The 14215-nt window shown below is 62.8% G+C and carries 13 protein-coding genes; all 13 read left to right on the top strand.

Translation table 11 applies throughout. From position 1 onward, the window contains the following. The first annotated feature begins 49 nt into the window (after positions 1–49). The 13 genes from RG2_RS27960 to RG2_RS27900 are packed head-to-tail and all read left to right on the top strand — an operon-like array spanning position 50 to position 14199. Positions 50–604, top strand: a complete 555-nt coding sequence (locus RG2_RS27960) for an FAS1-like dehydratase domain-containing protein (RefSeq protein ID WP_033235873.1) — start codon at positions 50–52, stop codon at positions 602–604. Continuing rightward, positions 601–1047 (top strand): Zn-ribbon domain-containing OB-fold protein, encoded by a 447-nt coding sequence (locus RG2_RS27955; protein WP_045066505.1) that lies wholly within the window; start codon positions 601–603, stop codon positions 1045–1047. Before RG2_RS27960 ends, RG2_RS27955 begins: the two co-directional genes overlap by 4 nt. Positions 1048–1050: 3 nt before the next feature. Then, a complete protein-coding gene (locus tag RG2_RS27950; RefSeq protein ID WP_033235874.1) occupies positions 1051–1461 on the top strand; it encodes a hotdog family protein in 411 nt (136 codons plus the stop codon). Further along, positions 1458–2639, top strand: coding sequence for a lipid-transfer protein (locus tag RG2_RS27945; RefSeq protein WP_033235875.1), 1182 nt, complete (start codon positions 1458–1460; stop codon positions 2637–2639). Before RG2_RS27950 ends, RG2_RS27945 begins: the two co-directional genes overlap by 4 nt. Before the next feature lie 35 nt (positions 2640–2674). Further along, complete coding sequence (locus tag RG2_RS27940; RefSeq protein WP_033235876.1) at positions 2675–3883, top strand: DegT/DnrJ/EryC1/StrS family aminotransferase; 1209 nt, start codon at positions 2675–2677, stop codon at positions 3881–3883. A gap of 1 nt (position 3884) precedes the next feature. After that, entirely contained in the window at positions 3885–4757 is an 873-nt protein-coding gene (locus RG2_RS27935; protein ID WP_033235877.1) for an SDR family NAD(P)-dependent oxidoreductase, read from the top strand. Beyond that, positions 4754–5884: a steroid 3-ketoacyl-CoA thiolase gene (locus RG2_RS27930; protein WP_033235878.1), complete on the top strand. Its 1131-nt coding sequence runs from the start codon at positions 4754–4756 to the stop codon at positions 5882–5884. Before RG2_RS27935 ends, RG2_RS27930 begins: the two co-directional genes overlap by 4 nt. Before the next feature lie 35 nt (positions 5885–5919). Next, the gene (locus RG2_RS27925; RefSeq protein WP_033235879.1) at positions 5920–8127 is read left to right on the top strand and encodes an acyl-CoA dehydrogenase family protein; all 2208 of its coding nucleotides are present in this window, start codon (positions 5920–5922) and stop codon (positions 8125–8127) included. A gap of 24 nt (positions 8128–8151) precedes the next feature. Continuing rightward, positions 8152–9360, top strand: a complete 1209-nt coding sequence (locus RG2_RS27920; RefSeq protein WP_033235880.1) for an acyl-CoA dehydrogenase family protein — start codon at positions 8152–8154, stop codon at positions 9358–9360. Between the two features lies 1 nt (position 9361). After that, positions 9362–10483, top strand: coding sequence for an acyl-CoA dehydrogenase family protein (locus RG2_RS27915; RefSeq protein WP_033235881.1), 1122 nt, complete (start codon positions 9362–9364; stop codon positions 10481–10483). Next, positions 10480–11550 carry an MDR family NADP-dependent oxidoreductase gene (locus RG2_RS27910; protein WP_051730655.1) on the top strand — a complete coding sequence of 357 codons (1071 nt, stop codon included), beginning with the start codon at positions 10480–10482 and terminating at the stop codon, positions 11548–11550. Before RG2_RS27915 ends, RG2_RS27910 begins: the two co-directional genes overlap by 4 nt. Before the next feature lie 58 nt (positions 11551–11608). Continuing rightward, on the top strand, positions 11609–12532 hold the full coding sequence (locus RG2_RS27905; protein ID WP_072782768.1) for an SDR family NAD(P)-dependent oxidoreductase: 924 nt from the start codon (positions 11609–11611) through the stop codon (positions 12530–12532). 8 nt (positions 12533–12540) lie between these two features. Further along, entirely contained in the window at positions 12541–14199 is a 1659-nt protein-coding gene (locus tag RG2_RS27900; protein ID WP_033235882.1) for an AMP-binding protein, read from the top strand. Positions 14200–14215: the final 16 nt, after the last annotated feature.

Here is a 14215-nt window from a genome sequence, read left to right as displayed (position 1 = left end):
AACTTCAGGATCAAGCGCTTGATCAACTCTAACCCTACTGGAGGTTTCAGTGCAGAGCTTGGAGGCACAGTTCCCGCAATTCATCGGGACGGAGGCCGAACCGCCACGAGTTGCGCGTTACGCCGTCAACGAGGCGATGATTCGCAACTGGGTGGAAGCACACGAGGACAACAACCCGGTCTACGTGGACGCCGACGCGGCCAGGGCGACCGGTAGGCGCGACGTCGTCTGCCCGCCCGCGATGATCTCGACCTGGGTGATGTCCGGGTACCGGCGCTATCGCGAGGTTCAGCAGCTCCGCGCCGACGGCGTCACCGAGGACTTTTCCTACTCACGCCTACTCGCACTGCTCGACGAAGCCGGCTACACCTCGGTTGTCGCCACCAATGTGGAGCAGGAGTACTTCGCGGAACTGAATCCGGGCGACCACGTCACCGCTCACTTCACGATCGAGTCCATATCGCCTTTCAAGCAGACCGGCCTCGGGCACGGCTGTTTCATCACGTTGTTCAAGAACTACGTCGACGGCAACGGCAAGACCTTGGTGGAAGAGCGATTTCGGATCTTGAGGTTCAACCCCGATACGCAGGAGGTGCCCGCATGAGCGCGGCCGAAACATCGACAAACGCAGTACCTGTTCCCCGGACCTCGGTGCCCGGGCTGACCGTCACCGGAGACAACGACTTCTTCTTCGAGGCAGCCAAGGAAGGCCGTCTCGAGATTCAGCGTTGTGCCGACTGCAAGACGCTTCGCCACCCACCTGCGCCCGCCTGCCCGTCGTGCCGTTCGTTCAGCTGGGACACAGTCGAATCCACGCGTCGCTGCACACTGCACAGTTTCACGGTGATTCACCACCCCAAGGATCCCGCCTTCGAGTACCCGCTTGCCGTCGGCTTGGTCGACCTGGAAGAAGGGACCCGTCTGGTTGCCGACATCGCCGGAATCGACCACGACGACTTGGCATTCGGCATGGAACTCGAAGTCGGCTTCTCCGAGCACGCTCACGGTGAGATCCTGCCGCAGCTTCGGCGCCGCGGGGAGGCCTGAGAGATGACCTTTCCCCAGTGTGATGTGGGCTCGAACCTTCCCACACTCGAACTGCCGTTGGACCGGACGCTCATTGTCGCGGCGGCCATCTCGTCGCAGGATTTCGAGGACGTGCACCACGATCCTGGCAAGGCCCAGGAACGTGGCACCCCGGACATTTTCATGAGCATCAACTCCACGAACGGGTTCATCGACCGGTACATCACCGATTGGTCCGGACCGAATTCTCGAATCGTCAAAACTTCACTGCGGCTGGGAGTTCCGAACTTTCCCGGTGACACGATGACCTTCACCGGCGAGGTAGTGGAGAAGGTCGGCCCGGCCGTCACGATCGCCGTGGTCGGACGCAACGAACGAGGAACACACGTCAGTGCCAAGGTGACCGTGGCACCGGTAGAAGGAGTGTCGGCATGAGTCGAGGATTTTCCGGAGCAGCGGCAATCGCCGGCATCGGAGCGACGGAGTTCTCCAAGAATTCCGGGCGCAGCGAATGGCAGTTGGCGTGCGAATCGGTGATCGCCGCGCTCGACGACGCTCAGATCGAGGCAGAAGAGGTGAACGGATTTTCGCTGTTCACCATGGAGAACAACCCCGAGATCGCCGTCGCGCGCGCCCTCGGTATCCCGGAACTGAGCTTCTTCAGCCGGATCCCGCACGGCGGTGGCGGCGCGTGTGCGCCCGTTCAGCAGGCCGCACTGGCCGTTTCGAGCGGTGTTGCCGACGTCGTGGTCGTCTACCGCGCCATGAACGAGCGTTCCGGGCATCGCTTCGGGGCCGGTCCGCCCGCCTTTGCGTACAACCAGACCACCGACCAGGAATACCGGAACTGGATCAACCCGTACGGATTACTCACTCCCGCTCAGCAGGAAGCGTTCCTGGCCAAGCTCTACATGCACAAGTACGGTGCAACCAGTGCGGATTTCGGGCAGATCTCGGTCCTCTCACGCAAGCACGCTGCCAACAACCCCAAAGCCTGGTTCTACGAGCGGCCGATCACGATCGAGGATCATCAGAACTCGCGCATGATCGCCGATCCGATCCGTCTGCTGGACTGCTGCCAGGAGAGCGACGGCGGGCAGGCGTTGGTCATCGTGAGTGCCGAGCGCGCACGGGATCTGCCGCACAAGCCGGCCATCATCACCGGAGCAGCACAAGGTGTTGGTCCACAACAGATTTCGATGAGCAGCTACTACCGTGACGACATCGACAGCATGCCGGAGGTCGAACTGGTCGCTCGTCAGTTGTGGAACCAGGCGGGTATCGGCCCGGACGACATCGACGCCGCGATTCTTTACGACGCTTTCACTCCGATGGTGCTGCTGCAGCTCGAGGAGTACGGCTTCTGTGGACGCGGCGAGGCCAAGGACTTCATTGCCGACGGCAATCTGGAACTGAACGGCCGTCTGCCGATCAACACACACGGCGGTCAACTCGGTGAGGGATACATCCACGGCGTCAACGGAATTGCCGAAGGTGTTCGGCTGATCCGGGGAACCTCCACCAACCAACCCACCAAAACTCTGGACAACGTGCTCGTGACCGGCGGTTCTCCCGTCCCGCACAGTGCGCTCGTCCTCTCGGCAGATCGCTGAATCTGCCGCACATATTCGAGAAAGCAGGAACAAAGATGAGCGAGCGGATCACCTACGCCAGGGCCACCCACGGCGAGGAAGAAATACAGGCGGTTGTCGACGTACTGCGCAGCGGGCACCAGGGCCTGCGCATCGGCAAGAACGTCTTCGAGATGGAAGAACGCATCGCGGCCTTGGCGGGCAAGAAGTTCGGCGTCATGTGCAACTCGGGATCCTCGGGTCTGTACCTGGCAGTCGAGCTGCTCGGACTCCCCGCCGGTAGCGAGGTCATCACATCGCCGTTGACGTTCTCCACCGACATCGCACCGATCGTGCGTGCCGGCCTGGTGCCGGTGTTCGTGGACGTTGAACCCAACACGTTCAACGTCGACGTCACCAAGATCGAGGCCATGGTCACCGAGAAGACCGGTGCCATCCTGATGCCGAACCTGGCCGGCAACTGCCCGGACTGGGACGTCATTCGCGATATCGCAGATCGCCACGGGCTCAAGGTGATCGAAGATTCGTGTGATGCGATCGGAGCCACGCTCCGCGGCACTCCGACCGGCTCCCGGGCAGACATCGTCGTCACCAGCTTCTCCATGGCACACATCATCACGTGCGCGGGAACCGGCGGAATGGTGTGTGTCGACGACGAAGCCAGCCGCGACAAGGCTCTGCTGCTTCGCCGCTGGGGCCGTCGTAGCGAGCCGAACCTGTTCGGCAGCACCAAGTCCGGCCGAGTCTTCCGTGAAACACTCGACGGCGTCGACTACGACAACGACTTCATCTTCGAGCTCATGTCGTGGAACTTCGAGCCCTCCGAGCTCGGCGCAGCCTATGGCGTCGTGCAGCTCGACAAGCTGGAAGAGAACTACAAGACGCGTAAGGCCACGTTTGCTGCTTTCACGGCGGCGTACGGTGCTCACCCCGAATTCTTCACGACGCCGGTAGAACTCGACGGTCTCGATACGGCGTGGCTGTGCTACCCCGTGATGATCAACGAGAACGCACCATTCACGCGTAGCGACCTGCAGGAAGCCATCGAGGCCGACGGCATCGACACTCGAACTGTGTGGAGCGGCAACGTCACTCGTCACCCGATGATGAACAACATCGAGTTCCGTCAGCCGGCCGAAGGATTGCCGGAAGCCGACGCGGTCTTTGCCCGAGGAATGACACTCGGCATGAGTCACGGCCTACGTGACGACGAAGTTGCCCGGATTGCGGAGAGCATCAATCGCTTCGCCTCGAAGTTCAAATAGCATGACGAGGCGCTTTGACGGCCGCCGGGCGCTTGTCACCGGTTCCAGTCGTGGAATCGGTGCGGGCGTCGCAGAAAGACTGGCAGCGGAGGGTGCCGACGTGGCCCTCGTGGCTCGGACGCTCGGTGCCCACGCGACCCTGCCTGGCAGTCTCGAGGAGACTGCCGCTCGAATTGCGAAGTACGGAACCAAGGTCGAGATAGTGGTCGCGGATCTGACCGACGAGCAGCAGCGCGACACCGTCGTGGCTCAGGCAATCGAGAAGCTCGGCGGGACTATCGACATCTTGGTGAACAACGCGGCAGCAGCGATATACGCGCCGCTGTCCGAGTACCCGCTCCGTCGGCGGCGTGTGGTCTTCGAGGCAAACGTCCACGCGCCACTCGACCTGATGCAAGCCGTGATACCCGGCATGGTGGCAAACGGATACGGCTGGATCGTCAATGTGTCCAGCGGAACCACGAAACAGTGGCAAGGTCCGCCGTTCACCTTGATCGAACCGGGAACCGCGATGACCGTGTACGGCGCCTCCAAGTCCGCGCTGAACCGCATCAGCAACGGAATGGGTGTCGAACTCTACGGCGAGGGCGTGCGCGTCAACACGATCGAACCGCGGGCAGCGGTGCTCAGTGAGGGCGCAAGAGTCCTGGTCGGTGAGACTATTCGGCCGGATCAGGTCGAATCTATGGAACAAATGGTGGAAGCGGTCACGGCGCTGTGTGATTGCGACACCGAGTTCACCGCGCGTTCGTGCGTCAGCTTGGACCTGATCGACGAGTGGGCCTTGACCGTGCGCGGTCTGGACGGAACTGCATTACCGGACACAACAGCACTACCGGACTTGACAGCATTACGAACCGAGGAGTTGGCATGAAGCCCGTCATCGTGGACGCAGCACGAACACCGTTCGGCAAGCGTGAGGGATGGCTGTCCGGTGTTCACGCGGCGGAACTGTTGGGTTATGCGCAGTCCGGTGTGCTGGATCGGGTGGGAGTGGATCCGAAGGCCGTCGATCAGGTCATCGGTGGCTGCGTCACGCCGCTCGGCGAACAGTTCGGCAATATCGTGCGGACATCCTGGATGCATGCCGGGCTTCCGCTGAAGGCCGGCTGCACCACGATCGACGCTCAGTGCGGAACCGCGCAGCAGTCGGTGCAGTTGCTGGCGGGCCAGATTGCCATCGGAGCCGTCGACGTGGGTGTGGCCTGCGGGGTGGAACTGATGTCGCGGGCTCCGCTCACCTACAAGGTGGGCACCGGTCTCGGAACGCCGCGGCCCGAGTCGTGGTCACTCGATACCGTCGATCAGTACACCGCAGCAGACCGTATTGCCGTCAAACGTGGTTTCAGCCGCGAGGATCTCGACGCCTTCGGGCTGCGCTCGCAACAGCGGGCCGCTGCAGCGTGGGACGCCGGCCGATTCGACTCGCACATCATCGACGTGGTGGTTCCAGGGTCGGACACTCCGGTTCACCGTGATCAGGGACTGCGCGAGTCGAGCCTGGAAGGGCTCGCCAAGCTGCGCACCGTTCAAGAGGGTGGATTGCACACCGCTGGAACGTCTTCGCAGGTCTCGGACGGTGCGAGTGCTGCTCTGCTGATGTCGGCAACTCGCGCTTCGGCACTGGGCGTGCGGCCGCGGGCCCGGATACTGGCGCAATGCGTCATCGGCGGCGACACCGAGTTCATGCTCGACGGTCCCGTGGACGCCGCGTCCATCGTGTTGGAACGCACGGGCCTGACGATCGCCGACATTGATCTTTTCGAGGTCAACGAAGCGTTTGCATCGGTGCCCATGTCCTTTGCGCAAGCACACGGCGTCGACCACGACCTCCTGAACGTCAACGGTGGCGCCATTGCGCTCGGTCACCCGGCCGGGGCAACCGGTATTCGTCTGCTGGCCAATGCGATCGACGAATTGGAACGACGCGACAAGTCCATCGCCCTCATCGCGATCTGCGCGTCGGCCGCAACCACCTGTCTGATTCTCGAACGTATCTGACGCCGAAGTAGAAACCGAAGATTGAGGAACCCACCATGGCACTGTCCCTGCTCGAAGACCACCGTGATCTCGCCGAAGCGGTAGCCGCGTTTGCGGCCCGCAACAGCGCAGTTGCCGATACCCGAGCCAATTTCACGCGCTACGCAGCCGGCGAGCAACCGGATTCCTGGAAGGCGTTGGTCAGCCAGGGTCTGCATGCGGTGCATCTGCCGGAGGAATACGGCGGTGACGGTGCCGGTCTTGCAGAACTTGCAGTGGTCGTCGAGCAGTTGGGAATGACGCTCTACCCCGGATCGTATGTTCCGACTGTCATCACCGGTGGAGTCCTTGCGACCGGTTCCGGTAGCGCGGCGGCAACCATGCTGGGCGAGTTGGGAAATGGTGCCACCGGTGCGGTCTGCAGCGGTTCTCTGGTCGCGGAGCGCTCGGCCGCCGGGTGGACTGTCAGTGGTACTGCCGACCCCGCCCTTGGCCTGCCCGGCGCGGATGTCGTTCTGGTACAGGCTCGTAGCAGCGAAGGTGCGCTGTGGTTCCGGCTTACGCCGGCAGCCACCGCGGTAGTGGAGGTCGAGGACGGAATCGACCTGACACGCTCCATCGGCACATTGACTCTGACCGAGCATCAGGTGTCGGCCGCGGAGATTGTCGACGGATTATCGCCGCACCGCGTCGAGTTGATCGTCAATACCGTGTACGCCGCCGAGGCCAGCGGGCTTGCGGGTTGGGCGCTGCGCACAGCAGTCGAGTACGTCAAGACTCGGGTTCAGTTCGGCAGCCCGGTAGGCAGCTTCCAGGCCGTGCAGCACAAAGCGGCCATGATGCTCGTGCGTTCCGAAATTGCCTGTGCAGCAGCGTGGGACGCAGCACGGTCGGAAGAACACGACGTGGACCAGCAGAAGCTCGTTTCCGCTCAGGCTGCTCTTGCGGCGTTGCCGATCGGGATCGAGAACGCACTCGAATGTGTCACGTTGCTCGGCGGCGTCGGCTTCACCTGGGAGCACGACGCGCATCTGTACTGGCGTCGCGCGCTCAGCATCGCGGCTGTTGTCGGCGCGGAGGAGCGGTGGGCGCACACACTGGGTGAGCGCTCGGCTGACGCGGTTCGTGACTTCTCGTTTGTCGATCCCGACATGTTGCCGGAATTGCGGGCTGAAGTACGTCGGGTGTTTGCCGACGTGGAACTGCTGCCAGACGACGGAACCACCGACGCGAGTTGGGCTCCGGCCAAGGGAAGCGCCAGGCGTGCTCGTTTTGCCGAGGCCAAACTTGTTGCCCCGCATTACCGCGAGCCCTACGGTTTGGGGGCAGGTCCCCAGGAACAGGCAGTGATCGCTCACGAGTTCGCCATACGTGGATGGGCGCAACCGTCCACCGTGATCGGTGAATGGGTGCTGCCGACGATCCTCGAACACGGCAATGCCGAGCAGCAGGACAGGTTCGTCGACCCGACTCTGCGCGCAGACATCATCTGGTGCCAACTCTTCAGCGAGCCGGGAGCAGGCTCCGACCTGGCCGGATTGAGCACCAAGGCGCGCAAGGTGGACGGCGGCTGGGTCATCTCGGGGCAGAAGGTATGGAACTCGGGTGCGCACGAAGCGGACTGGGGCGTCTGCCTCGCCCGCACCGACGCGGATGCTCCGAAACATCGTGGGCTGTCGTACTTCTTGGTCGACATGACGTCGGCGGGCATCGACGTCCGGCCGCTCAAGCAGTCCACCGGCAAGTCGGAGTTCAACGAGGTGTTCCTGGACGACGTGTTCGTCCCGGACGAGTGCCTGGTGGCCGAACCGGGACAGGGCTGGAAGCTTGCAGCGACCACACTGTCCAACGAACGTCTGAGCATGGGTTCGCGTCTGCATCACGGTTCGAGTGAGCAGTTCCGTCAGGTTATCGCCGACGGTAGTCACGACTGCTCGCGCGAGGATGCAGTGGAAGGTCTGGGGCGCAGTATTTCTCGCGAACTGGCACTATCCGCCATGAACCTGCGTGGCGTTTCGGCTCGACTGGCCGGTCAAGAACCCGGCGCCGAGATCAGCGTCTCCAAGGTATACAACGCACTGGCCCAGCGTGAGGGATCACGAGACCTGCTCCGCTTGCTGGGACCACGTGCGGCAGTGGTCGATCCCCGTGCCAACTACGGCATCGATCACATCGGTTTGCCATCGATTCTCTTCGGCGGCGGAACCGTCGAAATTCAACTCAATGTCATCGCGCAGCGCGTTCTCGGCCTGCCGCGCTCCTAGCCATATTCTCGAGGAGTCTTACCCATGTACCTGGATTTGTCAGAGGAGTCGAAGACTCTGCGCAAGGAACTGCGCGCGTACTTCGCCGAAATCATCAACGACGAGGATCGCCGCGCGTTGGTCGATCAGACCGAAGGCGGACCCGTCTTCGATCGCATCCTGCGCCAGATGGGCAAGGACGGCTGGTTGGGCTTGGGGTGGCCGGAGGAATTCGGTGGCCGCGGGGAGAACCCCGAAGCTCTGTACGTGTTCTACGACGAGGTGATTCGCGCCAATGCACCGCTGTCGCTTGTCACGCTGAACACGGTTGGCCCCGCGTTGATCAAGCATGGAACCCAGGCGCAGAAGGACTTCTTCCTGCGCCCGATCCTGGCCGGCGAGTTGATCTTTGCCATCGGCTACACCGAGCCCAACGCCGGTACCGACCTCGCTGCTCTCGAAACGCGAGCTCGCATCGAGGGTGACGAGCTTGTCATCAACGGCAACAAGATCTTCACCAGCGCCGGCGTCTTTGCCGACTGGGTGTGGCTGGCCGTGCGCACCGATCCGGATGCCCCGACACATCAGGGCATTTCGGTGGTACTGGTACCGACAAGCGCTCCCGGATTCTCCGTAACCGAAATTCACACGGTTGGCGGAATCAGCACCTCGGCAACCTATTACGAAGATGTGCGGGTACCGCTCACCAACGTTGTCGGTGAACTCAATCAGGGTTGGAAGCTCATCACCAACCAGCTCAACCACGAGCGGGTTGCCTTGGCCGCCCGCGGTGGTATCGCCAACGAGCTTTTTGCCGAGGTAGTCGAGTGGGCGAAGACGGAACCGGCCGGTGACGGCCACGTCTACGACATCCCATGGGTCCGGGAAAAGCTGGCAGAGGTCTACGCGCTGCTCAGTGCAGCCGATCTGATGAACTTGCGACTCGTTGCCGACGTTGCCGCAAACACCTTGGGCGGTGGTGATTCTGCTGCCGCCAAGATCTTCGGCACCGAAGCCGTCGTGACTACGTACGGAATGCTGCAGGAAGTGCTGGGAGCCAAGGGATTGCTGCGTCCGGGAACTCCGGGTGCAGTGCTCGAAGGCCGCGTCGAGAACCTCGGCCGACGCGCTCAGAACAACACCTTCGGCGGTGGCACCAACGAAGTCATGCGTGAAATTGTCGCGGCCAAGTGCCTGGGTATGACGCTTGCTGCGCGTCGTCGCCCCGCTGCAACACCGAACGAAAAGAGCTGACATGGAATTCGAATTCGACGACAATCTGTCCGCGGTGCGGGATCTGAGTGAATCGATCTTTGCTGCGAAGTCCGGAGTCGACCGACTACGTACGGTGGAGAGTGCAGGCGGCTTCGACGCCGACCTGTGGAAGGTGCTGGCCGATTCCGACGTTCTGGGAATCGCCCTGCCCGAAGAGGTGGGCGGCGCGGGCCTCGGAATGCTTGGGCTCGCTGCAGTTCTCGAGCAGCAGGGTCGACGCGTTGCCCAGGTACCGCTGTGGTCGGTCGTCGCAACGGCGGCGCTGCCGATTGCAGAGTTCGGCAGCGAAGAGCAGAAAGTGTCGTGGCTTCCAGGACTGCTCGACGGTTCCGTGATTGTCACCGGCGCGTTCGACATCGGACACGGTGCCAACCTGCGGGTGCGGGCAGAGGCAACGGGTGACGGATGGACGCTGCGCGGAACCGTCGATTCGGTGTCCGCTGCTGACGTTGCCGACGCTGTGGTTGTTCCGGTGGCGATGCCCGGCGGCGGAACCAGCGTGATGATCGTGCGCACCGATCGTCTTTCGCGCACCACGTTGAACGTGACAAACCGTGAAAGTAACAGCACTGTGCAGTTCGACGGGGCCACCGTCAGCGCCGCTGACGTTCTGCCTGGCGACGGCACTGCCACTTACGAATGGACGCTGCGCCGAGCACGGGTTGCTCTGGCAGCCTTGGCTGTTGGTGTGTGCGAAGAGGCGCTGGCCATGGCAGCAAAGTACACCTCGGAGCGTATCCAGTTCGGTCGACCCATCTCCACCAACCAGGCTGTGTCCGTCCGGGCCGCCGACGCGTATCTCGATACCGAGAGCATCCGACTGACCGCGCAACGCGCGGCCTGGCTGATGGACACCGGAGTGGAGAGTGAAGCGGAAGCTGCTGCACTGGTGGCCAAGTGGTGGGCATCGCGCGGTGGACTCCGAGTTGTTCACGCAACGCAGCATCTGCACGGCGGTATCGGCGCTGATGTCGACTACCCGATCCATCGCTACTTCCTGTGGGGGCGTCAGATCGCCTTCTCGCTCGGCAGCGCAGGCGCGATCGGCATGGAACTGGGCAATATTCTGGAGAAGGGTGCTTCGATCGGCGCACCTGTATGACCACGGGGGAGAACCTGGCGGTGCGCGTCCTGCGCGCACCACAGGGTCTTCCACAGGCGGAAGACTTTTCGGTCGAGAAGGCTTCAATTCAGCAGCCGCAAGACGGTGAGGTGTTGTTCCGGGCTTGCTATCTGGCGATCGATCCCAGCGCCAGGCGGCGCCTACCGTCCGCTGACGGACGCCCAGGACCGCTCGGAGCGGTGGCCGGGATCGGCGACATCGTGCTGGCAGGGGTGAGCCCTCCGCAGGCAGGCCTCGACGGTGCGTTGGTTGGTGAGGTTGTCACGTCACGCCACCCGGATTTTGTGCCAGGGGACCTGGTTCGTGGCGGAAATACGTGGCAGGTCTTTCACACGGTCCGAGGCGAGCACCTGGACTTGTTGGAGCCACGTCCGGGATTTCGACTGGAAGCGGAACTGGGAGTACTCGGTAGGCCGGGATTTGTGGCGTACTGCGGACTGCACTTCGCGTCGACGCTCGAAGCCGGTATGACGGTGGTGATCTCGGCTGCGGGCGGCGCCGTCGGGATGGTGGCCGGACAATTGGCTGCGCTGGCCGGCGCCCGCGTCGTCGGCATCGCAAGTGGTGACAAGGTCGCCTACGTCGTGAACGAACTCGGTTTTGCAGACTGCATCGATCGGACCGACGAGACGATCGCTGCGGGACTGGCGAGGACCTGCCCGGATGGCGTCGACCTGTATTTCGACAATGTCGGCGGTGAGACGCTGGCCGCGGTGTTCGAGCAGCTCAACGACTTCGGTCAGGTTGTGGTGTGCGGCATGGCAAGTGAGTACAACGGCGCCGAAGCCGACTTCGGGCCACCACTGCGCCCGGTTCTTCGCAAGCGACTGAAAATTCAAGGCTTTGTGGTGTACGACCATTACGAGCACTATCCGCGCTACCGCGAGTGGGCAATCGAACAACTCGACGCAAGGCGGTTGCGTTATCGCGAGGACGTCGTAGACGGGTTGGAGAATGCCCCGCAGGCGTTGGAAAACGTACTGACCGGCCGGAACCGCGGCCGTCAGCTTGTACAACTTGGTCCTCTGCCGCAAGTTCTGCGGTAGCGGACGCGTCAAGGAACCCAGCCCGACACGGTGGTCGGGGAAATGGAAGGTGTAACGCATGACGAATGACAGCACCAGATTCACAGGCCTCGCGGTCGTCACGGGAGCCAGCCGGGGAATCGGCCGGGCGATTGCGAGACGCATTGCAGCAGAGGGGATACCGGTTGCGGCGGTCTCGCGCACATTGCGTGCCGGCGACGGAAGCCTGCAAGGCTCGCTCGAGGAAACCGTCGGATTGATCAATGCGGCAGGAGGAACCGCGAAAAGCTTTGCCGTCGATCTGGGGACTCCTGAACTTGATCGCGCCGCGCTGATCGCCCGGATCGAGGACAGCTTCGGTCGACCGGTGAGCATCCTCGTCAACAACGTGGCTGCGTCGCGGCGCTACGAGACACTGTTTGCGGACATGCCGCGAGAGTGGTTCTACGACTCCGTCGAAACGAACGTGTGGAACACCTGGGACCTGATGAAGGCGGTCATCCCGAGCATGCGCGCGAACGGCGCGGGGTGGATCGTCAACATCTCGTCTCGGCAGGCCGGGCCACGCGTCGGGCCGCCTTTTGCGCCGCATCCGCTGGCCGGATCAGTTCTGTACGGCGGAACGAAGGCGATGATGGACCGGATCAGCACTGGATCCGCGATGGAGCTGTACAGCGACAACATTGCGGTGAATTCGCTTGCGCCCAACCGTGGCGTCGCAACCGAGCACGCTGCCGCAGCGGTTCCGGGATGGCCGTCCGAACCCGAGGACACGATGGCCGAAGCGGCACTCCTGCTCTGCACTGCTGAACCGTCCGAGGTGACCGGCCGTGTCGCATACAGTCTGCCCCTGCTCAAAGAGTTCGGTCGTTCCGTACATGCGCTCGACGGCAGTGGTCTGCTCGCCGGCTGGCAGCCCGACGACCTCGACGAGGACGGCTTCCCTGGGGACTATCTCACCTTCAACCCGCCCGCCCCGGTGCCGGCTGAACTACTGAAGTAAGGAGCGACGTGGATACGTACGCAGAAATCATTCGAAGCCGCGCCGAGGACGACAAAGTTGGACTTCGATACGAAGACAACTCGTGGTCGTGGCGTGAGGTGGTGCAGGAAAGTGCCGATCGTGCAGCGGCATTGACGTCGTTGGTGCCGCAACCAGGCGACCGTCAGATCCACGTGGGCATCCTGCTCGAGAATGTTCCGGACTTCGTATTCTGGCTGGGCGCCGGACCTTTGGCCGGCGCGGCCGTTGTCGGTATCAACGCCAGTCGCAGTGGCGCGGAGCTGGCACATGACATCAGCCACGGAGACGTGGACGTCGTCATCACCGAGAACGCCTTGGCGCATCTCGTCGACGGCACGGGCCACGGTCTGCCACCCGAGCGCATCCTGAACATCGACAGCCCCGAGTACGCCGAGTTCCTGGCGCCGTTCCGCGGAGCAGCACTACCCGAGACTGTGCCGACACCGGAAGAAAAAGCGCTGCTGCTCTTCAGTTCCGGTTCGACGGGTGCACCGAAGGCCGTGATCGTCGGACAGGGACGGTTGGCACGCTTGACAGCTGCCATGGTCGATCGGGTATCGCTGCGCCGCGATTCCGTGACCTACCTGTGCATGCCGCTCTTCCATGGCAACGCGGTGATGTTGAACCTGGCGCCGGCGATGTGCGTCGGCGCGACGGTTGCGATGACAAGGAAGTTCTCGGCCAGCAAGTTCGGTCCGGATATCCACCGCTACGGCGTCACGTACGTCAACTATGTCGGCCGGGCACTGTCGTACACGTTGAGCAGCCCCGAGGATCCCCGGGATGCGCAGAGCACCCTGGAGTTGGCCTTCGGCACCGAGGCGTCGGAAACCGACGTCCGACGATTCTCCGAGCGGTACGGATGCACCGTGATGGAGGGCTACGGGCTCAGCGAAGGGGTGTTCCGGATCGGGCGCACACCGCAGACGCCCCGGGACTCTCTGGGTATTCCGCAGAACGGTCTCGACATCCGGGTTCTCGACGAAGCGACAGGTATCGAATGCCCGCCTGCGGAATTCGACAGCGACGGTCGTCTGGTCAACGCCGAGGCGATCGGTGAGATGGTGGCAATCGGCCTGGCTCACACGTTCGAGGGGTACTACAAGAACCCCGGGGCGATGGCGGATCGAGTCAAGGGCGCCGATTTCTGGTCCGGCGACCTGGCCTACCGTGACAGCGACGGCTACTTCTATTTTGCCGGACGGTCCTCCGACTGGTTGCGCGTGGACAGCGAGAACTTCTCTGCCGCGCCGGTTGAGCGTGTCTTGCAACGGGTTCCGGGAGTGGCTGCCGCTCCGATCTTCGCCGTTCCGGACCCGCGGACCGGTGACCAGGTCATGGTTGTGGTCGAGATGGAAGACGGCGTGAGCTTCGACCCCAAGAGCTTCGGTGATTTCCTCGACGAGCAGCCGGACATGGGCGCAAAGTGGTGGCCACGATTCGTTCGGGTCATCGATCGGTTGCCCCTGACCGGAAGCAACAAGGTCAACAAGACGCCGCTACGGCGCGCAGCTTGGGCCACAGACGATTCCGTGTACACCAGGGTGGGACGAACGCGTGAGTACGTCTTACTCGACGACGGTGGCCGAGACGCCATAGAAGCGGAATTTCGCGCACATGGCCGATTGGCGATGTTGCCGAGCTAGCGTGCTGTGCGCCTTT

Source organism: Rhodococcus globerulus NBRC 14531, assembly GCF_001894805.1.
GTDB classification, from domain to species: Bacteria; Actinomycetota; Actinomycetes; order Mycobacteriales; family Mycobacteriaceae; genus Rhodococcus_F; species Rhodococcus_F globerula.
Note: the sequence above shows the minus strand (reverse complement) of the source record. Positions and strands in the feature narration are given on the sequence as shown.